Annotated in this window: 17 protein-coding genes; 15 read left to right on the top strand and 2 right to left on the bottom strand. The window is 71.3% G+C overall.

Going from position 1 to position 22,996, the window contains the following annotated elements; all coding sequences use genetic code 11:
* Positions 1 to 10: 10 nt before the first annotated feature.
* Positions 11 to 1,135, bottom strand: coding sequence for a LacI family DNA-binding transcriptional regulator (locus ACXET9_RS03705; RefSeq protein ID WP_457884923.1), 1,125 nt, complete (start codon positions 1,133 to 1,135; stop codon positions 11 to 13).
* Between the two features lie 492 nt (positions 1,136 to 1,627).
* Here ACXET9_RS03705 and ACXET9_RS03700 point away from each other — a divergent pair, with 492 nt between their 5' ends.
* Positions 1,628 to 2,248, top strand: a complete 621-nt coding sequence (locus tag ACXET9_RS03700; protein WP_457884922.1) for an ImmA/IrrE family metallo-endopeptidase — start codon at positions 1,628 to 1,630, stop codon at positions 2,246 to 2,248.
* A gap of 267 nt (positions 2,249 to 2,515) precedes the next feature.
* Complete coding sequence (locus ACXET9_RS03695) at positions 2,516 to 3,616, top strand: hypothetical protein (RefSeq protein ID WP_457884920.1); 1,101 nt, start codon at positions 2,516 to 2,518, stop codon at positions 3,614 to 3,616.
* A gap of 46 nt (positions 3,617 to 3,662) precedes the next feature.
* Here ACXET9_RS03695 and ACXET9_RS03690 read toward each other — a convergent pair whose 3' ends face one another.
* Positions 3,663 to 4,904: a hypothetical protein gene (locus tag ACXET9_RS03690; protein WP_457884918.1), complete on the bottom strand. Its 1,242-nt coding sequence runs from the start codon at positions 4,902 to 4,904 to the stop codon at positions 3,663 to 3,665.
* A 206-nt stretch (positions 4,905 to 5,110) separates the two neighbouring features.
* Between ACXET9_RS03690 and ACXET9_RS03685 the strand changes: the two genes are divergently transcribed.
* The 13 genes from ACXET9_RS03685 to ACXET9_RS03625 all read left to right on the top strand — a co-directional run bounded on the left by ACXET9_RS03685 (position 5,111) and on the right by ACXET9_RS03625 (position 22,923).
* Positions 5,111 to 7,051 carry a family 43 glycosylhydrolase gene (locus ACXET9_RS03685; protein ID WP_457884916.1) on the top strand — a complete coding sequence of 647 codons (1,941 nt, stop codon included), beginning with the start codon at positions 5,111 to 5,113 and terminating at the stop codon, positions 7,049 to 7,051.
* Positions 7,052 to 7,296: 245 nt separating this feature from the next.
* On the top strand, positions 7,297 to 8,571 hold the full coding sequence (locus tag ACXET9_RS03680; protein ID WP_457884914.1) for an ABC transporter substrate-binding protein: 1,275 nt from the start codon (positions 7,297 to 7,299) through the stop codon (positions 8,569 to 8,571).
* On the top strand, positions 8,568 to 9,530 hold the full coding sequence (locus ACXET9_RS03675) for a carbohydrate ABC transporter permease (RefSeq protein ID WP_457884912.1): 963 nt from the start codon (positions 8,568 to 8,570) through the stop codon (positions 9,528 to 9,530). The genes ACXET9_RS03680 and ACXET9_RS03675 overlap by 4 nt, the downstream gene beginning before the upstream one ends.
* Before the next feature lie 5 nt (positions 9,531 to 9,535).
* Positions 9,536 to 10,402 carry a carbohydrate ABC transporter permease gene (locus ACXET9_RS03670; protein ID WP_457884911.1) on the top strand — a complete coding sequence of 289 codons (867 nt, stop codon included), beginning with the start codon at positions 9,536 to 9,538 and terminating at the stop codon, positions 10,400 to 10,402.
* A 4-nt stretch (positions 10,403 to 10,406) separates the two neighbouring features.
* Positions 10,407 to 10,922 (top strand): hypothetical protein, encoded by a 516-nt coding sequence (locus tag ACXET9_RS03665; RefSeq protein ID WP_457884909.1) that lies wholly within the window; start codon positions 10,407 to 10,409, stop codon positions 10,920 to 10,922.
* A gap of 51 nt (positions 10,923 to 10,973) precedes the next feature.
* The gene (locus tag ACXET9_RS03660; RefSeq protein ID WP_457884907.1) at positions 10,974 to 12,098 is read left to right on the top strand and encodes a LacI family DNA-binding transcriptional regulator; all 1,125 of its coding nucleotides are present in this window, start codon (positions 10,974 to 10,976) and stop codon (positions 12,096 to 12,098) included.
* Positions 12,099 to 12,149: 51 nt separating this feature from the next.
* Positions 12,150 to 12,716, top strand: a complete 567-nt coding sequence (locus ACXET9_RS03655) for a type IV toxin-antitoxin system AbiEi family antitoxin domain-containing protein (RefSeq protein WP_457884906.1) — start codon at positions 12,150 to 12,152, stop codon at positions 12,714 to 12,716.
* A 106-nt stretch (positions 12,717 to 12,822) separates the two neighbouring features.
* The gene (locus tag ACXET9_RS03650; RefSeq protein WP_457884904.1) at positions 12,823 to 16,197 is read left to right on the top strand and encodes a DEAD/DEAH box helicase; all 3,375 of its coding nucleotides are present in this window, start codon (positions 12,823 to 12,825) and stop codon (positions 16,195 to 16,197) included.
* A 25-nt stretch (positions 16,198 to 16,222) separates the two neighbouring features.
* Positions 16,223 to 16,717, top strand: coding sequence for a fluoride efflux transporter FluC (locus ACXET9_RS03645; protein ID WP_457884903.1), 495 nt, complete (start codon positions 16,223 to 16,225; stop codon positions 16,715 to 16,717).
* Position 16,718: 1 nt separating this feature from the next.
* Positions 16,719 to 17,096, top strand: coding sequence for a fluoride efflux transporter CrcB (gene crcB / locus ACXET9_RS03640; RefSeq protein WP_457884901.1), 378 nt, complete (start codon positions 16,719 to 16,721; stop codon positions 17,094 to 17,096).
* Positions 17,097 to 17,184: 88 nt separating this feature from the next.
* Complete coding sequence (locus ACXET9_RS03635) at positions 17,185 to 17,616, top strand: hypothetical protein (RefSeq protein WP_457884900.1); 432 nt, start codon at positions 17,185 to 17,187, stop codon at positions 17,614 to 17,616.
* A 139-nt stretch (positions 17,617 to 17,755) separates the two neighbouring features.
* Entirely contained in the window at positions 17,756 to 19,390 is a 1,635-nt protein-coding gene (locus tag ACXET9_RS03630; protein ID WP_457884898.1) for a homing endonuclease associated repeat-containing protein, read from the top strand.
* A 359-nt stretch (positions 19,391 to 19,749) separates the two neighbouring features.
* On the top strand, positions 19,750 to 22,923 hold the full coding sequence (locus ACXET9_RS03625; protein WP_457884897.1) for an alpha-mannosidase: 3,174 nt from the start codon (positions 19,750 to 19,752) through the stop codon (positions 22,921 to 22,923).
* The last annotated feature ends 73 nt before the right edge of the window (positions 22,924 to 22,996 follow it).

Here is a 22,996-nt window from a genome sequence, read left to right as displayed (position 1 = left end):
GCTGCTCGCGCTAGGGCTGCTGCTCGGGCGGGGGCTGCTCGTCGGCCCGGGCTCTGGGCGGCCGACCCGTGGTCGACCGGCTGACGAAGGACAGGGGCACCAGCTGCCGCGCATGATGCGGGCGGGTGCCGTCGATGGCCTGCATGAGCAGACCCATGCCGCTGTGCGCCGCGACGCCGAACTCCTGGCGCAGCGTCGTCAGCGGGACCGGCAGGAACTCGGTGACGTCGATGTCGTCGAAGCCGACGACGCTGAGGTCCTCGGGCACCCGCAGACCCTGCCGCGCGGCCGCCGAGATCGCCCCGATGGCCATCTGGTCGTTCGCGACGAACACGGCCGTCGGGATGTCGTCCCTGCTCAGCAGGTTGGTCATGGCCTCGAAGCCGCTGCGCGGGGTCCAGTCCCCGGCGACCGGCTCCGGCACCTCGATCCCGTGCTCGGTGAGCACGCCGGCCCAGCCGGCCCGTCGGAGCCGACTCGACTCCCAGGCCTCCGGGCCGGAGATGTGGTGGACGCTGCGGTGGCCGAGCGCGAGCAGATGCGCGGTCGCCTGACGGGCGCCGGACTCCTCGTCCGCGCCGACGAGGATCTCGTCGTCGCGAGCGGTCAGGCCGACGGACCCGAGGGTCAGCACCGCGACGTCCGGAGGGATCGTCAGCGCCGCCTCCTCGAAGTGCAGCGGCTCGGACAGCACGATCCCCTCGACGCCCTCGGCGAGCAGGGAGTCGATCGACGCCTGCAGCTCGACCCGATCGGTCGTGTCCGTGCGCATCACGCTCAGCGAATAGCCGCCCGCGCGCGCCGCCGACTCCATCGCCGCGAGCGACGACGCCGGACCGTGGAACGCGGTGCCGAAGGCGACCGCCCCGATCCGACGGGTCCGCCGCGTGACGAGCGAGCGCGCCGCCGCGTTCGGCCGGAAGTCCAGCTCCTTGATGGCCGCCTGGACCCGAAGTCGCAGTTCCTCCCGCACATGCGGCTCCCCGTTGACCACCCGGGAGACCGTCTTCTGCGAGACCTGCGCGTGCGCGGCGACGTCCTTCATCGAGACCGTGCGACGCGACGGGACGACGCCGTCGACAGGGCCGGCGGTGGTGATGCGGGGCGTCCTGGGGACAGCGGGACTGCTCGGCATGGCACCTCCTCCTCGAGGTCGCGACGGTCGCTGATGGGGGAGCGTAGGCGCGCTTGACTGCGTAGTCAAGGGGTGGTCGCGAGGGCCTGGATGGGCATGGGACGAGGGCGGCCGTGGCATACGGGGAACACGAGCAACAAGGGCCGCACGCGAAGTCCGGGAAAAGATCTCGTGCGCACCGCGTCCTGTGAGCGATGATCGCTGAGGAAGATGTCGAGCGGTTCGTCGGGAGGATGCATGAATACCATCGAGTCCCGTGTGCGTACCGCTCTCGACGATTCCCCGTTCACGCTGAGGGAACTCGCCTTACGCGCCGGAATGTCGGACGATGACCTCTCGCGAGCGCTGCAGGGACGGCGAGGATTCGCTGCCGGGGAACTGGTCGAGATCTCGGAAATCCTTGGCGCCGACCTCCACCGCCTGATCACCGGAGAGCAGGACCCCCGGTGGCACGTCCTCCCCGTCGACCCTGCTGACCCTGCCGGCTCCGCGGTGAGCCGTGCGGACGCCGATCGGTCGATCCTCGACGACGTGCGTCTCGCCTACGAGCAGGCGGGCGATGTCCCCGCGACCGGCGACCTCCCGCAGACGCCTGCCGCACTGCGAGCGCTCCTCCGTCCGGGCTTCACCGAATGCTTCGCCGAGCGCCTCGCCGAGATCGACGTCGACGTCATCCGCCTCGGCGAGCTCAGCACGTCGCACGCGGTGCGGGACCTGGGGCGGGCGGTGATCCTCCTGCCCGCGACCGGGAGCTGGTGCGAGGAGAACCGCCGGCTCGCGCACGAGCTCGGACGGCTCGTGCTCGATGCCTCCGACGGCACGTCCGCCGCCGGCGCCCCCTCCGGTGATGCAGCCTGCGACGAAGCGGCCCGCGCCTTCGCCGATGAGCTGCTCATTTCGGAGGAGCCGATCGTCCGGCACACGACCGCGGCCTCGGCGAGACGGTTCCCGGCGTGGCTGATATCCGCGCATCTCGAACGCATCGCCGCCGGGGACATCAGGCGAGGCACTCTCGCCTGGATGCTCGGCGTCGAGGCAGGAACGCTCGACGTCGACGAAACCCCGGCGCCGGCACCGCTGAGCGCCGACGAGCTCGACGCGCTCCTCGCCTGACGACGGGCGCGGCGACCTGACGGCCGCCCCGCTCATCCCCCGCGGATGATCATCCGCCGCCCGGTGGGAAACCCGCACAGAATTTGCGATGCTCGTCCCAGAGCCGCGTCGCACCGCGCGACCTGGAGTTCTGCTCGACGTTCCGTTCGGCCCCTGCATCCGCATTCCGGCCCGACGGCGGAACGCAACAGGATGAGAGGTGTCGGAATGTCGTCCGATGGGGAAGTCGTCGTTCCGGGGCAGGTCGGCCGGCGGGACTGGCGGCGGGTGGCGCTGAGCCAGATCCTGCTGATCACGGCCGTCGGGGCGGGGGTGCTGTTCGTCATCGCCGTCATCCAGAACGGGCCGGATGCCCCGTTGAGCGTGACGCTCCTGGACCGGATCGCCGAGCTCGGCGGGCCCGTCGAGGGCGAGCTCATGGGCGCCCTCGGGGTCGTGATGACCGTGCAGCTCGCATGCCTGATCGCGATCGTCTCCGGCCAGATCGTGCATGGGGACCGGATGGAGGAGTCCAAGCTCCGCGGCACCCTGGACTCGTTCTCACTCGCCGCGATCGTCATGGTCACGCCCGCGATCTTCGCGTCGATCGTCCACGTCGCCGTCGAGGCCGACGACGGCGGGAACCTCCTGATCGTGCTGCCCGTCTATGCATTGCAGGTGTGGGTCGGGATCATCATCGGCACCTTCGAGCTCGGCGACGACGAGACCCTGCGCAGCTTCGCCCAGCAGCGGGTCCGTGCGGCCGAGGCGCTCCTGCATCGGCTCGAGGTGCTCCCGCGCGGGACGATCCTCCAGGCCGTCCCCCTCGCCGCGGGAGTCCTCGCCGTGCCGGTCGCGATCGGGCTCGGGGTCTCTCTGCTCGTCGGCGGACGCGCCCTCCGCTTCGGCGCCGACGGGCTCGCCACGGCCGCGCTGTTCCTGGTCCTCGCGCTCGTGCTGAGCATGGTCGTGCAGGTGCTCGTCCACGTCGGGATCACCTCGTCGTTCCAGCGCGAGGGGCATGTCGCCGTCGTCGTGCTCGTCGCGATGAATGCCGCGGTCTACGTCAGCTGCGCGGTGATCGCGACCGAGTACGCCTGGCCCTTCGCTCTGCTCCTCGTGCTCCTCGCACCCCTGGTCGTCCTCGCGCTCGTCGACTCCATCGCGCATGCGCGATGGGCCCGCGGCACCGGCCGACGCGCGAACCGCCAGCTCCGCCCCCTCGCCGCCCTCGACCGGGCGGCGACCGCCCGCGCTCTCGCGAGCGTCCGGCGCACCCGCGACCATGCGCAGCGCTCCGTCGACGGCTACACCCACCGCATCACCCGGCGCCTGGCCGAGGAGGCGCAGGGGGCCGACGGCAAGGATGCTGAGAGGGACCTTTCGTAGCCGCGCGCCTTTCGGCGCGCTGGTTGTCTTCGAGGGGGAGCGATGATCAATCCCAGCGAGGAGTTGAATGAACTTTCTCTTGAATGGAAAAAGATGTCACTCCGATAATCTCGCCATCCTCATTCAGTGAGACGACCTCCCAGGGCTCGAAGAATCCCTCCGGAGAGCCGAAGTATGTCTTCGGATCCGGTGAAGAGGATCTCCATCGAAGTGCTGCCTGAGCGTTCGGGGGATGGATCTCCACGGTAGTGGCGTTGCTCGACTCGAAGTCGACGTCCAGCTGGACAAGGATTCCCTTGTTCGAGATCGTCATCGAACTGCATCGTATGAGGGGAGTGGGTCCTTGCAGGGTGATTGGGTGCATGTAGGTTCTGGCGGATAGGCGTTGCTCAATAGCGCCGCACAGTGCGACGAACCCGCGTGAAGCGTTGTGCAAGCTGTAGATGATGTCGGTCGAGATGGTGGCGTCGTTGGAGTTAGCTTGGACCAGAGCTCTGATTGTCGGCTTTGCGTCCAGATAGGCGGCGAGATCCAGGCGCCTCAAAGCGCGAGCCGACTGTCGAGAGGTGGCGGGGACTTGTAGTGGACCAACAGTGCCTCCGCGCCAGAGCTCGGCGCGGATTCCCTCCAGCCTCTGGAACCATGGGGGTCTCTGGATGGACTCAGCGACGAGGATTGCCATGATGGGCTCTGGACGGACCTTCAGTTCAAATGCTTGCGCTTCGAGGTCTTCGAGATTCTGAGCATTGCGTCGGATGGCTCGGGAGGCGAGATCGTCGGCGTTAAACTCGTTGAGCTTGAGGGTCTTTCCTATCTGAATGAGGAGCGCGACGAAGACGGCCGTGACGACCGCTTCTGTGAGGACGCTCGAATCGGGAAGGATTCGCTCTGCGAAGGGTGCAAGGAGGGTGCCGCCGATGGCGGACAGTGCCACCAAGGTGGAAGAGAGTAAAATCCATTCGGCGTCGACAATCGACGGCCGTCGCCCGTACTTTCGTCGTGTGATCAAGAGCATTGCGGAAGTGGTTCCCAGGTAGGTGACGGTAAACCATCCGGATAGAGCCCAGAGTGTCGTGTCGCTCGATCGTGACGCGTAGGCTCCGATTGATGCCACCATGGCTGACACGGGAAGCATGCGAAATGCGGCGTACTTCAACGGAGATGATGAGATGAACGCTGCGAAGGTTTCATCCGGTCCGTAGTACGCGCGCGGCCAGTTCACACGAATGAGTTGGTAGAGTCCGATCGTGAGCAATGCTCCGATGGCTCCGTGGATGAGCATCACCATGATGAGAACCTCCGGTTCGTCAGACCTGTTTTGAGTAGTGCAAGCCCTGTGACCATTGTGCCGTTCAGGTGTGTCAGTCAGATGAGCGGGGGAGCGGTCACGGCGCATGAAGATGCAGCGCCCGCCCCCTCGATCTCGGAGAGCTCGACTGCTACCGTGCGCACCGAGTACAACGTTGTTCCCTTCGCACCCTTCCGAGGATCCCGATGACCCGCATCCTGGCCTACACGGTCCACGGCGCCGAGCACTACACGAATCCCGCGATCACGCACACCCGCGGGCTCCTCACGGACCTCGACGAGTCCGTCCACTTCGCCCTCAGCACCGACGGCGGACCCTTCGAGCCCCTCCGTCACGGCACCGGCGTCGTCTTCGCGACCGCGGACTTCACGAGCGACCGGCCCGACGGCACCACCCGCACCGTCGTCGACCCGTGGCTGCTCGAGGACGGAGACGGCGGCTATGCGCTGCTCGCCGTCCGTCGGCCGCACGGCACCCCCGGCCGGCCCGACGGCGGCGAGCTCGTCGTCTACCGCTCGAGCGACCTCGTCACGTGGAGCGACGAGACCGTGGTCGAGGTCCCGCTGCAGGCGGGGGAGGGGATCCGCCGCCCGCGCGCCCGCTGGTCCGCGAGCGTGGGCGCCTTCCTCTGCACCTGGGACGTCGTCCCCGTCGGCGGCGGCGCGACCGGCGACTCGCCCGGCGCCGAGCCCGGCGACGCGGCCGCGAGCATCGCGCCCCGCCGGATGCATTGCGTCAGCCGCACCCTCGCGACGTGCGCGGACGCCGCTGCGGCCGTCGGCCCGGATCTCATCGGCTCCGACCTCCTGGACCCGGAGCTCGTCGACCCGGCGATCCCCGGCGCCGTCCCCGGCAACGCGCTCGCGATCACCGCCGCGCAGGCGCGGCTCCTGCGCGACCGGCTCGGCACGATCGTGCACACCGGCCACGTGGCCCCGCAGCTCGCCGTCCACCACGGCGCGCGCCTCACCGCGACCGACCTCCCCGCGCACGTGACCTGCACCTACAGCGACGGGTCGACGCACGAGAAGCGCGTGGACTGGGACGCCGCCGCGCTCGCCGCGGTCGACACGAGCATCCCCGGCGCGCACCGGGTCGAGGGTCGGATCCGTCGGCAGGACTACCCCTTCCCGTTCCGCGAGGAGCCGCTGTCGGACCCGTGCATCGCCGAGGTCGGCGGACGCCTGCTGCTCACGGGGAGCGACGACACGGGCGTGCGGATCCGCGCGGCCCGCACCCTCGAGGGGCTGCGCGACGCCGAGGCGGTCGAGGTGCTGCGGGTCGCGCGCGAGGGCGAGACCCACGTGAACATCTGGGCGCAGGAGATCCACGTCGTCGGCGGCTCGCCCTGGGTGTTCACGACGGTCGGCCGCGAGGGCTGGACGAGCGTGCAGTGCGTCGTCGCCCGCTGCACCGGCGACCCGCTCGACCCGGCCGCCTGGGAGGAGCCGCACCGCGTGGTCCGCGCCGACGGCAGTGCGCTCTCGCCCACCGGCATCAGCCTCGACATGACCTATTTCGAGGACGCGGGCCGGCACTACGTCATGTGGTCGGACCGCGAGATGCTCGACCGCAACCCCGAGAACGCGGTCGCGGGATCGGCCGACGTGCTCATCGCGACCATCGATCCGGCGGAGCCCTGGCGTCTGACCAGCGATCCCGTCACGATCCTGCGCCCCCGCCACGGCTGGGACCGCTGCGAGACCTCCGTCGACGAGGGCCCGTACCTCCTGCGCCGCGGCGAGGACCTGTGGGTGACGATCTCCGGGTCCAGCACCGGCCTGCCGGACCTCTACGCCGTCGGCCTGCTGCGCGCCACGACCGGCGCCGACCTCCTCGATCCCGCCGTCTGGGACTGGCAGGGCTATCCGGCGCTGACCAAGGAGTCCGTCCCCGGCGAGTTCGGCCCCGGCCACAACGCCTTCTGGCGCGACCCCGCCACCGGCGACGACCTGATGATCTACCACGCGGTCCCGCACGACGAGGCGGGCCGTTCGCTCGGCCGACGCATGGGCGTGCGCCGCGTCCACTGGGCGGCCGACGGCCGGCCGTGCCTCGAGATGAGCGCCGAGCGCGACCTCGACCCGGCCCGCGAGCAGGTCGAGCTGACGATCACCGTCCGCTGACCCCGCCCGCCCGTCGGGCGCTCCGCTCCCAGCATTCACAACGTTGCAGAAGTGCATTGCGCGCACCCCGGGAGCGGGTGTACGTTACCCGCACTGCCGTGAGTACAACGTTGGACCATCGGGCCGGAACCGGCCTCGGGATCCTCCGTCGGACGGGCCTCGACCGGTCCGGCTCGCCGCACCTCGCTCGGCCCGCGCCCCCGCGCGGACCAGCCCACGAGCAACGACGCCAGGGAAGAGACACGATGAGAGAAGGACCCATCCGCCCCGCTCGCCGCAGCGTCCTGAAGGCGATGGCGGCAGGCACCGCCGCCGTCGGCGCCGCGACCGGTCTGAGCAGCTGCTCCAGCGGCACGGACGACGGCAAGCTGTACTTCTGGAACGGGCTCGTCGGCGACGACGGCCCCTACATGCAGAAGATCATCGACGCCTACAACGCCACGGACCCCGACTTCCCGGTCGTGTTCCAGCCGATGAACGGCAACGACCTCAACACGAAGATCTACAGCGTCCTGCAGACCGGGAAGAACATCCCCGATCTCGTCATCCAGGACCAGTTCGGCATGGCCACACTGCAGATGCAGGACACGCTGAACACTATGGAGGAGTACATCCGCCTCCAGCCGAACCTCGGTGAGGACGCCTTCCTCCCGACGTCCTGGGACGCCGTCCTCATCGACGGCAAGCCCTACGGCATCCCGCTCTACCTGTTCTCCGAGGTCCTCTACTACAACAAGGACCTCATCGCCGAGTACGGCCTCGAATCCATCCTCGAGGACGGCTTCGTGACCATCGACGACATCCGCTCGATGGCCGGGAAGCTGCCCGAGGGCATGTACGCGCTCGCGCAGCAGAACCTGCCGTGGGCGATCATGTCGCTGTTCTACGGCGCCGGCGGCGATCTCGAGACCGGCGTGAAGGACATGACCGCGAAGCCCTGGCGGGACGCGATCCAGGCCCTCAAGGACCTCTACGACGAGGGCCTCATGGCCCCGCTCGACTCCGACGCCGAGCAGCTGTTCGGCTCCGGCAGCTGCGTCTTCGCGATCATCGGCACCTGGGCGCAGGGCAACATGAAGGAGACCCTCGGCGAGGAGAAGCTGGGGCTCACCAACGCCCTCCAGTTCAGCGCCGAGAGCCCCGCGAACTTCTTCTACCAGTCCAACTGGGTGCAGCTGAAGGACGAGAACCGCTCGCCGGAGCGCACCGCCGCGTCGGCCGCCTTCATCGAGTTCGTCCGCGAGAACTGGATGATGTGGGTCGAGACCGGCTCCCTGTCGCCGAACATCGACGACATCGAATCCGCGGAGTACGCCGAGTACCTGCAGTCGCTCTACACGCGCGACGAGACCGAGATGTCGTACATCCGCTCCTCGAACTACGTCTACGGCGGCTATGCGACCACCGGCTGGGGCACCTTCAACGACATCATCTTCGGCAACGTGACGATGGAGGAGGGGCTCGCGCTCCTCGACCAGCAGACGCAGGCGCAGATCCAGATCCAGGAGCAGTCCGCATGAGCACCCTCGCCACGCCGCGCCCCGCGACCGATCCCGCGGACTCCGCCTCCGCTGCCCGTCGGCCTGCCGACGGACCCCGCCGCCCCATCAGGAAGGGCGGCCTGCTGAAGGCCATCCCGTACATCGCCCCGCACTTCATCGTGTTCGCGGTGTTCGGCGCCATCCCGATCGTCTTCGGCATCTACCTCGCCTTCACGCGCTGGAACCTGATGGGGACGCCCGAGTTCATCGGCCTGGAGAACTTCCGGCTGATCTTCGACCCGGACTCCTACTTCCATCTCGTGTTCTTCCGCAGCCTGCGCAACACCCTGCTGTTCGTCGTCCTCTCGGTGGCGCTGTGCATCAGCGTCCCGCTGCTGCTCGCGACCGCCCTGCAGACGAAGGACCTGAAGCTCGCGGGCCTGTTCCAGGCGATCTTCTACATCCCGGGCCTGATCTCGATCGCCGCCGCGGCGCTCGTGTGGAAGCTCGTCTTCAACTCGCAGTTCGGCCTGATCAACTCGATGTTCGGCCTGGACGTCAGCTGGCTGGGGACCCAGCCGTGGGCGTGGGTGACGATCTTCGTGCTCACCGTGTGGGGAGGCATCGGCGGCAATCTGATCATCTACCGCTCGGCCCTCTCCGGCGTCGACCAGAACCTCTACGAGGCCGCCTCCATGGACGGTGCGGGAGCGGTGCGGACGTTCTTCTCCGTGACCCTCCCGGGGATCCGCCTGCCGCTGTTCTACACGCTGATCATGACCACCGTCGGCGCCTTCAACGTGTGGGGCCAGCCGCTGATGCTGACCCAGGGCGGACCGGCCAGCTCCACCCGCGTCATCCTCATGGAGATCAAGGACCTCGCCTTCCCGGCCGGACCCGCCGCCGCGGGCATGGCCTCGGCGATGGCCCTCCTGCTCGGCGTGATCCTCATGCTGATCTCCGTCGTCCAGATCATCTTCATGAACCGGGAGGACTGAATCCCATGTCGAGCACGACCCTGCACGCGAAGAGCCCGCTGCGCCCCTCCCTGATCGCGATCTACGTCGTCCTCATCGCCCTCGCGGCGATCTGGATCATCCCCGTGCTGTTCACCGTGTTCACCTCGTTCAAGTCCGTCGAGGACTTCGCGATGAACGCGTTCAGCTTCCTGCCCGCCCACTGGGTCACCACCAACTACATGACCCTCATCGAATCCGCCGCGAGCTACCCCGTGCTCGCCTGGATGAAGAACTCGCTGATCATCTCGATCGGCCACGCGGTCCTGTCGGTCACGGTCGTCGCCCTCGCCGGCTTCGGCTACTCCCGCCTCACCTTCCGCGGACGCGACACCCTCTTCTTCACCCTGCTGCTGATCTCGCTGTTCCCCTCGGTCGTCAACATCATCCCGCAGTACCGGATCGTGACGGCGCTCGGCTGGGTCAACAGCTACTGGGCCGTGATCATCCCGGGCCTCGGCAACGTCGCGAACATCTTCCTCGTCCGCAACTTCATGAAGACGATCCCCAAGGAGCTCGACGAGGCCGCCGAGATCGACGGCGCGAGCAGCTTCCAGATCTTCTGGCGGATCATCCTGCCCGCGATCAAGCCGATCCTCATCGTCATCTTCCTGTTCTCCTTCACCGGAGCCTGGAACGACTTCCTGTGGCCGACGATCGTCTTCAACGACATCACCAAGATGCCCGTCACCGCAGGCCTGCAGCTGCTGAGCAGCCAGATGGGCCAGTACAACCAGATGGGCACGCTCATGGCCGCGACCTGCCTCGCGATCATCCCGACCCTGCTGCTGTTCCTCTTCGCCCAGCGCTACTTCCTGCAGTCGCTGAACATCAGCTCCGGACTGAAGGGCTGAGGCCATGACCGCGCAGATCCAGACCCAGCAGACCCCGCAGACGCACGCCGCGCAGGCGGGCGCCCCGCAGGCGCGCACCCCGTTCGCGGGCCGACGGGCGCGCACCGCGCCCGTCGGCTCCGGCCGCGCCCCGCGGGCCGAGCGGATCCTCATGATGGTCGCCGGCGGCTACCACGTGCTGCTCGCCTCGGTGACGCTGTTCCTCTACTCCGGCTGGTTCCTCGAGACCGGGTACACGACCCTCGAGGACGCCGGCGAGATCTCCTCGGCCTCCGTGGTCAACCAGGTCTCCGGCGTGATCGACGTGTACGGCGCGGCGGTCCTGCTGATGGGCCTGGTGACGCTGCTGGTCGCGACCGTCGGCCTGCGCAACGCCCCGGGCTCCCGGAAGATCACGGGGTGGCTCGTCGTGTGCGCGATCCTCTCGCTGGTGACCGCGGACTTCCTCGGCGTGCTGCTGCTCTCCGTGGTCCTCGCCGTCCGCTGCGCCCGCCTGCGGGCGCTCCGCCTGGCATCCTGAACGGAACGTGAGCGGAGGATCGTGAACGGATCGGCGGGCGGAGGAGGAGCGATGACGCAGCAGGATCCCGAGGGATCGGCGGGCCCGTCGGCCGCCGAGACGGCCCCGCCGTCGGCCCCGCCGTCGGCGCCGCGCCGACGGGTGACGATCAAGGACGTCGCCGCGGAGGCCGGGGTGTCGTTCAAGACGGTCTCCAACGTCCTGAACCGCACCGGCAGCATGCGGCCCGAGACCCGTGACCGGGTCCTCGCGGCGATGGCCGAGCTCGGATTCTCCGTCAACGCCTCCGCCCGCTCCCTCAAGCGCGGGTCCTCGGGCCTCATCGGACTCGCCGTCATCGGCTTCACCCAGCCGTTCATCCCGATGCTGTCGCAGCGGATCATCGACGAGGCCCGCGCCCGCGGTTACAACGTCATCATCGACAGCTACGACGGCGACATGGAGGAGTTCCAGCGCACCGTCGGCGAGATGAACATGCTGCCCGCCGACGGCTGGATCCTCTTCGCGGGCTCCCCGCTCGGCGCCCGCCTCGACGCCCTGAACCAGCAGCTGCCGTACGTGGTCGCCGGCGACTGGCTCGCCCACGGGCGGGCCGACCATGTCACCGTCCCCAACGCCGACGCCGTCCGCGTCGCCACCGGGCGGCTCCTCGACCGCGGGCACCGGCGCATCGCCCTCCTCGGCGGACCGCCCCTCGGGGAGCTCGACCTCGCGCTCCTGCGCTCCGCGATCGAGGGCACCGGGGGCCTGCGCGCCAAGGGCTTCGCCCAGGCCTTCACCGACCGCGGCCTCGACATCCCCTGGGAGCTGCTGCTGCCGGTCGAGGACGTCACCTACGAGAACGGCGTCGACGGGGTCCGGCGCCTGCTCGCGCTGGAGACGGGGGAGCGGCCCGACGCGATCCTCTGCCTCAACGACGCCGTCGGCCTCGGCGCCCTGCGCGAGCTCGCCCGGCAGGGGATCCGCGTGCCCGAGGACGTGGCCGTCGTCGGCTTCGACAACGTCACCGAGTCCGCCTACTCCACCCCCAGCCTCAGCACGATCGACACCGACCTCGAGGACTTCGCGCGCGCCGCCGTCAGCATGCTCGTCGAGCGGATCGGCGGCCACGACGGCCCCGCCCGCCGCTACACGACCGCGTTCACCCTGGTGGAACGGGAGTCGGCGAGGTTCTGAGGAGCGCCAAAACCGTACCGAAAATGGTACGGTTTTAGCGGAGGTGGGGAGATGGGGTATCGCCAGGATCTGTGGGAGATCGCCTCGGCCCGGCATGCCGTCGTCACGGTGGTCGAGGCGGAGGAAGCGGGCGTCCCAGCCGTCGAGGTGCGCAAGCTGGCATCGCGCGGTGCGCTGCGCGGCTACGGTCAGGGTGTCTACGTCCATCTCGGGGTGCCGCCGACGTCTCTGACGCAGCCCGCGGTGGCCGTCGCGCTCGCCGGGGACGGGGCGTTCCTCCACCGCGAGGCGGTGCTCGACCTGCTCGGCCTCGGCCAGTTCAACCCCCGCCGGATCCGGGTCGGAACCCGCCGGCGGGTCCGACGCATGCTGCCTGACTGGATGGACCTGGAACCGCGGGGCGATGTTCCGGACTCCGACCTGACCGAGCACTCGGGCATCTCGTCGACGACTGTGCGGCGGGCGATCGCCGACATGCGCGGCCGTATGCCCGCGGAACGCTGGACGGCCCTCGTCGAGGAGGCGCGGCGGAAGGAGCTGCTCGACGGCGGCTTCGGCGACGATCGTGCCCAGGATCCCGACCTTGGACTCGACGCTCAGCCCGCGTCCTCATCCTGAGTGCTGATTGCCGCAGGCCAGCGACCCGTGGTGGGGTGACGAGGGCGGGCACGGATTCGCCGCGGCGCGCGGGGGCGCGCCCGAGGAACGAGAGCGAGAGGCCCGGATGGCAGCCACGAGCACGGTGATGGAGCACTTCGCGCAGGTCCTGCGCCGCGGTCAGCTCGAGGCGGTGACCTTCGGCGGCGGAGACCCGTTCATCGCGACCGCCCGGGAGCAGATCGCCGGCGGCACGCTCGCCGAGGACCCCACCGCGGAGCTGTTCGACCACCACGACCGCCAGGCGCGCCAGCGCGCCGCGAAGACGGGATCGAAGACGGGATCGAAGTCGGGGTCGAAGGCGGCGTCGAAGAAGGGGTCGGAGGCCGGTGCGACGGAGACGGAGGACGCGTCGATCAGCGTCGTCCTCTCCCTCGCCTCGATCCCGGAGGACGGAGGGTCCACCCATCAGGGGCTCCTGCTGCTGCCCGCCGTCCTCCACCGCGACGGGCGCCTCGAGCCGGACCTCGAGGGGCTCACCGCTCCGTGGATCCCCATCGAGCGCCTCACCGTCCCCGGGGTCAGCGACCGCGAGGTCATGGTCGGCACGCAGCGCACGTTCTGGCGCTTCGCGACCGCCGAGCTCGCCGCCCGGATCTCCCGGACCGAGACCCTCGCCCAGGCCATCGACCTCGCCGAGGACATGTTCCGCCGCGTCGCCGGCAAGGGTCTGGCGGAGTTCGCCGCGGATGCCGCGGCCGACGGAACCGTCGGCGCGACCGTCGAGCACGAGCTCTGCTACATCCAGGAGCACACGCGGATGTTCCCCGCCCGCACCCTCGTCGACCTCTATGAAGGACTGCAGCGCGAGAGCAGCCCGGGCCCGCTGATCGAGCGGGTCGTCGCCGGGCATCAGGGGCCGCGCACGCCCGAGGACCGGATCCACGCGGACGGCGGGCTCCTCGCCGCCGCCCGCCTCGCCCGCGGCTCGATGAGCGACGAGCACCCACTGACGCCCTCGCAGCGGCGCGCCGTGCACGCCTATCTCGTCGACGGGCCCGGCACGATCGCCGCCGTCAGCGGACCGCCCGGCACCGGCAAGACGACCATGCTGCAGGCCGTCGTCGCCTCCGAGATCACCCGCTGCGCGCTCGAGCGCGAGGATGCGCCGGTCATCGTCGGCACCTCGACCAACAACCAGGCCGTCACCAACATCATCAGCTCCTTCGCCTCCGTCGCGAAGGCGAACCCGGGGACCCTGGACCTGCGCTGGATCCCGCAGGCCGACGCCGACGCCGACGGCGCGTCCGGCAGCTCGTCCGACGGCGGGTCCGATGCCGCCGACGACGGCGCCGCGGCCGCCTCCGATGTGCCCCTGCGCTCGCTCGCGGTCTACTGCCCCTCGAAGGCGAAGCTCGATCAGGCGCGCAAGGACGGGCATCTCGTCGAGCAGTCCGACCGCAGCGGTGCCTACGCGACCTACAGCGACGAGGACTACCTCGCCACCGCGCGCGACCGCTTCCTGCGGCGCATGCACGCCCACCTCGGGAGCATCGACGAGCCCGCCCGCGTGCAGGACCGCCTCCATGAGGCGCTCGCCGAGGTCGACGACCTGCGCCTCGCGCTCCTGCAGGCCATGCACGAGAACGGCCCGTCGGACGCGTATCTGCGGCTGTGCGCGCAGGCGGAGGCGTCCCCGCATCTGCGCGGGAACCCGAAGGTCGCCGAGCTGCGCACGCGCGAGGACCTCGCGGCGCTCGACCGGACCCTCGACGTGACCCTCCGCTATGCGGAATTCTGGCTGGCCGTGCACTACTACGAGGCGCAGTGGATCTGGACCGGGGTGCGGAAGGGCGAGGCGTTCCTCGACGCCGACAAGGAGCGCTGGAAGAGCACCGCGGAGATCAACGACCGCTACTGGGCGCAGGCCGCGGCCCTCACGCCCTGCTTCGTCATGACCGTCTACCAGCTGCCCAAGTACTTCCAGACGTACAAGGCACCCGACGGGAGCCGACCCGACAGGGGCCACATCGACCTGCTGATCGTCGACGAGGCCGGCCAGGTCGACACGCCCCTCGCCCTGCCCCTGCTGGGGCTCGCGCAGCGCGCGCTGATCGTCGGCGACGAGCAGCAGCTCGCGCCGATCTGGTCGCTCGACGACGAGACCGACCGCGAGATCGCCCTCGCCGAGGGCCTCGCCCCCGCGGAATGGACCGACGGTCCGCAGACGCGCGATCACCAGGGGCGGAGCCTGCCCGCGCGCGGACTGCAGGAGCGCGGCCTGACCGCCTCCACCCCCTCGAGCCTCATGCGCGCCGCCAGCCACGCCTCCCGCTGGAGCTACGGCGAGGACCAGCCCGGCCTGCTGCTGCGCGAGCACTTCCGCTGCCACCCGGAGATCATCGGGTACTGCAACGACCTCCTCTACGGCGGCCAGCTGGAGCCGATGCGCCCGGCGAAGTCCTCGCTCCTGCACGGGCGGATCCCCGCCTTCGCCTGGATCGACGTGCCCGAATCGCAGGACCGCCGCCAGGGCTCCAGCCGCGTCAACCCGGTCGAGGCGGCCGTCATCGCCGACTGGATCGTCGCGCACTTCGCCGAGCTCTTCGCGACCTACCACGACCGCGTCGAGAACCCCGAGAAGCGCGTCGAGCCCAAGGACCTCATCGGTGTCGTCACCCCCTTCGCCGCCCAGGCGTCGCTGATCACCGCCGAGATCCGGCGCGCCGCCGGCGAGGCCCGCGCCGCCGACCCCGGCTCCGCCGTGCCCGCGGACCTCGCCTCCCTCGTCGCCGTCGGCACCGCGCATCGCCTCCAGGGCGCTGAACGGCCCGTCGTGCTGTTCTCCGCCGTCTACGGCACGGACAGCGGCCAGTCCTCCTTCATCGACGCGACGCCCCCGCTCATGAACGTCGCCGTCTCCCGTGCGAAGGACCTCTTCCTCGTCGTCGCCGCCCCGAACCGCTGGGCCAACGGCCCCGTCTTCGAGGTCATGGCCCGCCACGCCCAGCGCATCGACCCGCACGTCCTGCTCGCCGGGGCCGACGAGCCCGCGATGCAGGTCGATGGGCCGACGAGCGCGCCGGCCGAGCCGACGGCCGAGTGGACGGTCGTGTCTGCTGAGCCGACGAGCGAGCCTGAGGAGCCGACGGCCGAGCCGACGACTGAGCCGGCGACGGCGACGGCGGAGCCTGCCGGAGCATCGGCCGACGCCGACCCCGCGGTCCAGGGTGCGCTGTCGGCCGTGCTGCGACGCTGGGAGCGGATCGGCGCGATCCGCGCGGAGGACGCCCCGCTCGGGGCCGCCGCGCTGAACCGTCGGCTGGCGGAGGCCGGGGTGCTCGAGGGCGAGCCCGGGCAGTGGACGCCGAGCCGCCTCGCCGCGGTCCTCGGCGTGCTCGAGGTCGAGAAGACCGGGAGCAACGGCGACTACACGTCCATCGAGTACACGCCCGCGGCGCAGGAGCTGCTGCTGGGGCTGTACCGTGAGGGCCGGCTCTGAGGCCTGCGCCGGGAAGGAGCGTCCGATGAACGACCGACCGACGCAGCCCGACCGTCCGACGCGACCCGACCATCCGACGCAGCCCGACCGTCCCGCGCATCGCAGACCCGGCATCCTCGCGCTCGTCCTCGTCGGCGGAGCGGCCGGCACCGCGGCCCGCGCCCTGATCGGTGAGGCCCTCCCGCCGCAGGGCGGCATCCCCGTCGCGGTCCTCGCGGTCAACGTGCTCGGCGCGTTCCTGCTCGGCCTGCTCCTCGACGGCCTCGCCCGGCGCGGCCCCGACCAGGGACGTCGTCGGCATCTGCGCCTTCTGCTCGGCACCGGGTTCATGGGCGGCTTCACCACCTACAGCGCCCTCGCCGCCGACAGCGCCCGCCTGATCGGCGAAGGACGGGCCGGCGCCGGGATCGGCTATGCGCTCACCACGGTGCTCGTCGGCGCGGTCGCGACCGTCGCTGGCATCGCCCTCTCGACGGCGCTGAGCGCCCGCCGCCCCGCCTCGACCGAGGAGGGGGAGTGACATGGCGCCGCTGATGCTGCTCGCGCTCGCCGTCGCCGGAGGGGTCGGGGCCGTGGCGCGGTTCGTGCTGGACTCCGAGATCCGCTCCCGCACGCGCGGCGCCCTGCCGTGGGGGACGATCGCGATCAACCTCTCCGGCTCGTTCCTGCTCGGGCTCCTCACCGGGCTCGTGACCTCCCGCATCGCCCCCGAGTCCTGGCAGGTCGTCCTCGGCACCGGCTTCCTCGGCGGCTACACGACCTTCTCGACCGCGAGCTACGAGACCGTCCGCCTGCTCCAGGAGCGTCGCACCGTCTACGCCGCGTTCAACGCGCTGGGCACCCTCGTCGGCGCGACCCTCGCCGCCGGGCTCGGGCTCTGGGCGGGGATCATGCTGTGAACCCAGCCCGCGACCTCGATCCAGCCCGCGACCCCGATCCCGGCGCTCCGGCCCGGCGGAACCCCCACCCTGCGACGGAGGACGACGCATGAACCCGACGACCACCCAGATCACGCCCGAGCGCACGCGGCTCGCGATCGGCGACGTCGTCGCAGGGACGCGCTGGTGGGCGGCCGACAGCGGCAGCCGGCCGGTGGCCTTCATGCAGGTCGTCCGGTTCACCCCGAAGCAGGTCAAGCTCGTCGAGCTCCCGCATGTCGTCGTCGCCGAGTTCGCGGGCGGGACCCGGCGCAGCCAGGACGGCTACGACCGCGTGATGGCTGAGCCCCTCACCGGCGAGGAGCTCGAGCGCGCCCTCGCCGACCGCGGCCGCCACCGCACCGGTCGCCTCTTCGTCGAGCACCCCGCGGGCACCGAGCCGCCGGCGATGGCCGACGCCGCCGGCGTCACGATCATCGTCAACCATCTCCGCGACACGACGCTGCGCCTCTGGGACGGGGAGCCGCTGCTGCGGACCTGAGGCGGGCCCTGAGGAGCTGAGACGTGACCTGAGGTTCTGAGCCGGGATGGCTCGTCCGTCGGACCCCCGGAGCATGCTCGTGCTCACGCGCTGCACGACGGCGGAGAGCGCCGCGAGACAGCGAGGGAAAGGGAATCCGATGTCTGCTCAGCCGCTCGCCCCCTCCGCTCCGACCGCCCCCGCGCAGCGGGCGGAGCCGACGCTGGCCGCCGTCCGGCTCACCGGCTCGGCGGTCCGGCGCTCCCTCGACCTCGCGCAGCAGGGCTTCCTCGCGCAGGAGATCGCCGATCTCCTCGAGACGGAGCCGGCCGACGTCGACGCCGCGATCTCGGCTCTCGTCCCCGGAGGCGTCCCTGCGATCCACATCGCGCTGTGCCGCCGGCTGCGCGCATGGCGCCGGGATCTCGCGCATTCCGCCTGGGGCGATGCCGAGATCGAGCTCGGCATCCCGCACGCCCACGTGCTGCGCCTGGCCCGAGTGCCCCGGGACCAGGAGGCGGGGATCGTCGAGCTCGGCGAACCGGGGTTCCTCGACACCGTCCTGTCCGGCACCGGATGCCGCGACGAGCGCGCGGCCCGCAGCGCTCGCCTCTACGCCTTCGGCGCGACCCTCCAGGAGATCGGGGACCTCTACGGCGTCAGCCGTGAGCGCATCCGCCAGATCCTGGCCCGGTCCACGCCCTGGTCCAGCACCGCGCTGCAGGCCGCGGCGAAGTCGATGGGCGCCGCCCGGGCGACGGAGCAGGCGGCCGCCGTCGGCGCATGGTCGGCCGCGCACCCTGCGGCGCCGATCGCCGCCGCGGTCGCCGAGCTCGGCCTGTCGGGCGAGCAGATCCGCGAGATCCTCGGCCGTCGCCGGTCGCGCCATGAGGCGGCCTCGGCCGACACTCCGCGGACCTCCCACGGGCACTCCGACCAGGCGATCATCGCGGACCTGCGCGCCTTCCACGCGGAGACCGGGAAGACCACCTGCGCGGCGTTCACCGCCTGGGCCCGCACGCACGGGGTCCCGGGCCATCAGACGGCGTCGATCCGCTTCGGGACCTGGAACGACGCCCTGAACGCGGCGGGAGTCGTCGACGTCGTCGGCACCACGCGCAGCGCCTTCTCCGACGAGGACCTGTGGGCCGCTGTCGTCGCCGCCGTCCGCGCCGACGACGGCGGCACGACCTATCGCGCCGTCGAGGACTGGCTCGCGCGGCACCCTGCCGCCCCGTCGGGCGTCCTCGTGCGCCAGCGGCTCAGCAGGCGGGACGGGCATTCGTGGCCGGAGATCGCGACGATCGCGCTGGCCGTGATCAACGATCCCGGCTCGCTCCTCGCACGGGAGGGCACGCCGACGATCGATGCGGCCTGGATCGACGCCGTCGCGGCCGAGCGGGACTGGGACACCCCGGTCGAGGAGCCGAGCCCTCTCGAGCACATCAGAGCCGCGATCGCCGTGCTCGGTCCGACGCTCACCACCGCGCAGTATCGCGTCTGGGCCCGCGCCGAGAACCGACCCACCATGCAGACCCTGCAGCGCCGCACCGGGAAGCTGTGGTCCGTGCTCCTCGAGGAGGCCGGAGGCAACGCGAACGCGGCGAAGGCCAAGGGGCGCACGCGCGAGCAGGTCGGTGCGTTCCTGGTCCGCTTTCTCGTCGAGCATCCCGAGGGGACGACGTCGGCCTACGCGCGCTGGGCGCCGACGAACGCGGCGCCGTCGCTGTCGACCGTGGCGGATCGCTTCGGTGCCTGGTCCGAGGCCATGGACTGGGCCCGGCAGCAGGGGTGACCCGCGGTGTGCCGAGGACCGTCAGGAGCGGGGAGCCCGCTTCCGATAGACGGTTCTGCGGGCGCCCTGACCGCCGTCCATGACCGCGAGGTCGGCCCGCGATCCTCCCCGCCCCGCCCTCGATCGCGCACGATCATGGGTGTTGACGCCCTCGCCGCCGCGGCGTAAGGTTCCGCAACTAAAGGGCTTAAGTGCCTCCGGGGAGATCCTCCCCGCAGGCGCCCCGGCGGAGGCTTCCGAGCGACCGTCGGAGCCCGCGCACCGACTGCTCGCGCTCACGTCGGTCGATCGGCGGCCGACGAGGGCCGACGGATCGGACCGCGTCGGGCGCGTCCCGACGCCGCACCTGACGGAGGATCATGCACACCCATCCGCAGTTCACCCGAGAGCGCCTCGAGCGCGTCCTGCGCGACCGCATCGCGCCCGCCGTCCACACGGAGATCGCGCCGGTCGAGATCGCGTCCTGGCTGGTCGACGGCGACGGCGAGCCCGTCCCCGCCGCCCACGCGCTGGGCCTCGCGCCGCTGCCGGATCGTCCGGCCCCGCAGTTCACGCCCTTCGCGATCGGCTCGACCTGGGGCCCGGCCTGGTCGACCACCTGGTTCCGCGTGAGCGGGCAGGTCCCCGCCGACGCCCCCGCGATCGTCGAGCTGACGATCGACCTGGGCTGGGAGGCGCACTCCGTCGGCGGCCACGGCGAGGCCCTCGCGCACACGCCCGCCGGCCGCGTCGTCAAGGCCCTGCATCCGCGCCACGGCTACCTGCGTCTGCGCGGGCCCGGCGCCGCCCCCGACCTGCTGGCCGACGACGGCTCCTTCACCCTCTACCTCGAGGCCGCGGCGAACCCGCTGGCGCTGGGGCTGCCGCCCTTCATCGTCACCGACGTCGGCGAGAAGGAGACCGCGCAGAGCTTCCGGCCCTACGAGCTGCGCTCGGCGGCGGTCTCCGCCTTCGACCCGGTCGTCTGGGACCTCGTGCGGGACCTCGAGGTCGCCGGCGGGCTGCTCGCCGAGGTCACCGACGGGACCACCCGCTACTGGCGGCTGCTGGACGCGATCGCCGCGGCCCTCGACGCCTTCGACGACGCCGATCCGTCGACCGCCGCCGACGCCCGGGCCGCCCTCGCCGGCGTCCTCGCCGCCCCCGCGAACGCCTCGGCGCACCAGGTCAGCGCCGTCGGCCACGCGCACATCGACTCGGCGTGGCTGTGGCCGCTGCGCGAGACCCGCCGCAAGGTCGCCCGCACCGTCTCCAACGTGCTCGCCCTGATGGACGAGGATCCCGAGTTCGTCTACGCCATGTCCTCGGCCCAGCAGTTCGCCTGGCTCGAGGAGGACCAGCCGGAGCTGTTCGCCCGGGTCCGCGAGCGCGTCGCCGAGGGCCGCTTCCAGCCCGTCGGCGGCATGTGGGTCGAGTCCGATGCGGTGATGCCGACGGGCGAGTCGATCGTCCGCCAGTTCCTGCGCGGCATGACGTACTTCCGCGACCGCTTCGGCGTCGAGCCCGACGGCGTGTGGCTGCCCGACAGCTTCGGCTACTCCGGCGCGCTCCCGCAGATCGCCCGACGGGCCGGCTTCGACTGGTTCCTGACGCAGAAGATCTCCTGGAACGACACCAACACCTTCCCCCACCACAGCTTCGACTGGGAGGGCATCGACGGGACCCGCATCTTCACGCACTTCCCGCCGGCGGAGACCTATGCCGCCGAGGTCAGCCAGGCCGAGCTCGCGCACGCCGAGCGCACCTTCCGCGACAAGATGCGCTCCTCGCACTCGCTGATGCTGTTCGGCTACGGCGACGGCGGCGGCGGACCCACCCGCGAGATGCTCGGCCGCGCCCACCGCGCCGCCAGCCTCGAGGACTCCCCGGCGGTCACCCTGCGCGACCCCTCAGCCTTCTTCGAGCTCGCCGAGACGGAGTACGCCGACAACGGCGGCGCCCCCGTCTGGGCGGGGGAGCTGTACCTCGAGCTGCACCGCGGCACCTTCACCTCGCAGCTGGCGATGAAGCAGGGCAACCGTCGCACCGAGGCCCTGCTGCGCGCCGTCGAGGAGCTGTGGGCCCTCGCCGCGGTCCGCGCGGGCGCCGCCGTCCCGACGGACGAGCTCACCGCGATCTGGGAGACCCTGCTGCTCCACCAGTTCCACGACATCCTCCCGGGCTCCTCGATCGCCTGGGTGCACCGCGAGGCCCGCGCGACCTTCGCCGACCTCGAGCAGCGCCTCCGCGACCTCGCCGAACGCGCCGCCGCGGCCCTCGCCCCGGCGTCGGCCGACGGTGCGCTCGTCCCCGTCCGCCTCGCGCCGACGAGCACCGGCGGCCGCCTCCTCGAGGAGACCCCGGCGGAGCCGACGTCGGCCGACGGGACGGCTGCGACCTCGCGCCTCGCCGCCGGGGCGACCGTCGTGCTGGAGAACGCGAGCCTGCGCGCGGAGATCGACGACCAGGGCCATGTGGTCTCGCTGCGCGACCTGGTCGCCGACCGCGAGCTGGTGCCCGCGGGCGAGCGCCTCGCCGCCCTCGAGCTGTTCCGCGATCAGCCGGTGCGCTGGGACGCCTGGGACGTGGACCGCCACGTCCTCGAGCTGCCCGTCGAGGTCTCCGCGACCGCCGAGGTCACCGTCCACCGCGCCGGCGCCGGCAGCTCCGACGCCGTCGACCGGGTGACCGTGGTGCGGCGTCGGGGAGCGTCGACCTTCACCGTCGAGCTCCGCCTCCCCTCCGATGCCGCGCGGCTCGAGATCGCCGTCGACGTCGACTGGCATGAGCGCGAGCACCTGCTCAAGCTCGCGCTCCCGCTGGACCTGCATGCGCGCACCGCCCGCTACGAGACCCAGTACGGGTGGATCGAGCGCTCGGTCACCGCGAACACCAGCTGGGACGAGGCGCAGTTCGAGGTCAGCCAGCACCGCTACGCGCACCTGTCCGAGGCCGGCTACGGGATCGGCGTCGTCAACGACTCCTCCTACGGCCTGGACGTGCGCTCGATCGCCGGCGGCACCGTCGTGCGGCCCTCGCTCCTGCGCGGCGCCCGCTTCCCCGATCCCGGCGCTGACCTCGGGCATCATCGCCTGCGCTTCGCGATCGTCCCCGGCGGTCTCGCCGAGACGATCGACGCGGCCTACGCGCTGAACGCCCCCGTGCTGGAGCTCCCGACGAGCACGGCCCTCGCCCCGCTGCTCGAGCTCGCGCTCGACGAGGGCACTGCCGCGATCGACTGGGTGACCCTCGCCGAGGACGGTTCGGGCGATGTCATCGTCCGCATCGCCGAGCTCGCCGGCGGTCGCGCCGCCGGCCGGATCCTCGCCGGTCCGGGCCTCGAGGGAGCGCAGGTCCTCGAGACCGACCTCCTCGAGCGCCCCGTCGGCGCGGCCCCGGACGCGGCCGTCGGAGATCCCGCCGGCGCGACCCCCGCCGTCGGACGCGACCGGCCCGCGCCCCCGCGCGGACTCGCGGCCGACGGGCCCCTGGACGGAGCGCGTCTCGCGCTGCGCCCCTTCCATCTGCTCACCCTGCGCATCGCGCGCCCCTGAACCGTCCGCCCGGCGCCCCGACGACGCCGCCCCCGGACCGCACCACCGCCGTACCGCACCACCGCCCCACCAT

This window comes from Brachybacterium netajii (SeqCode) (assembly GCF_054114245.1).
The sequence above is the reverse complement of the archived record's forward strand: the minus strand, read 5'-3'. Positions and strand labels throughout refer to the sequence as shown.

Coding starts and splice junctions, on each gene's coding strand:
- ACXET9_RS03705 (WP_457884923.1), bottom strand. CDS start 1,135: ATGCCGAGCAGTCCCGCTGTCCCCAGGACGCCCCGCATCACCACCGCC.
- ACXET9_RS03690 (WP_457884918.1), bottom strand. CDS start 4,904: ATGGTGATGCTCATCCACGGAGCCATCGGAGCATTGCTCACGATCGGA.
- ACXET9_RS03685 (WP_457884916.1), top strand. CDS start 5,111: ATGACCCGCATCCTGGCCTACACGGTCCACGGCGCCGAGCACTACACG.
- ACXET9_RS03680 (WP_457884914.1), top strand. CDS start 7,297: ATGAGAGAAGGACCCATCCGCCCCGCTCGCCGCAGCGTCCTGAAGGCG.
- ACXET9_RS03675 (WP_457884912.1), top strand. CDS start 8,568: ATGAGCACCCTCGCCACGCCGCGCCCCGCGACCGATCCCGCGGACTCC.
- ACXET9_RS03670 (WP_457884911.1), top strand. CDS start 9,536: ATGTCGAGCACGACCCTGCACGCGAAGAGCCCGCTGCGCCCCTCCCTG.
- ACXET9_RS03665 (WP_457884909.1), top strand. CDS start 10,407: ATGACCGCGCAGATCCAGACCCAGCAGACCCCGCAGACGCACGCCGCG.
- ACXET9_RS03660 (WP_457884907.1), top strand. CDS start 10,974: ATGACGCAGCAGGATCCCGAGGGATCGGCGGGCCCGTCGGCCGCCGAG.
- ACXET9_RS03655 (WP_457884906.1), top strand. CDS start 12,150: ATGGGGTATCGCCAGGATCTGTGGGAGATCGCCTCGGCCCGGCATGCC.
- ACXET9_RS03650 (WP_457884904.1), top strand. CDS start 12,823: ATGGCAGCCACGAGCACGGTGATGGAGCACTTCGCGCAGGTCCTGCGC.
- ACXET9_RS03645 (WP_457884903.1), top strand. CDS start 16,223: ATGAACGACCGACCGACGCAGCCCGACCGTCCGACGCGACCCGACCAT.
- crcB (WP_457884901.1), top strand. CDS start 16,719: ATGGCGCCGCTGATGCTGCTCGCGCTCGCCGTCGCCGGAGGGGTCGGG.
- ACXET9_RS03635 (WP_457884900.1), top strand. CDS start 17,185: ATGAACCCGACGACCACCCAGATCACGCCCGAGCGCACGCGGCTCGCG.
- ACXET9_RS03630 (WP_457884898.1), top strand. CDS start 17,756: ATGTCTGCTCAGCCGCTCGCCCCCTCCGCTCCGACCGCCCCCGCGCAG.
- ACXET9_RS03625 (WP_457884897.1), top strand. CDS start 19,750: ATGCACACCCATCCGCAGTTCACCCGAGAGCGCCTCGAGCGCGTCCTG.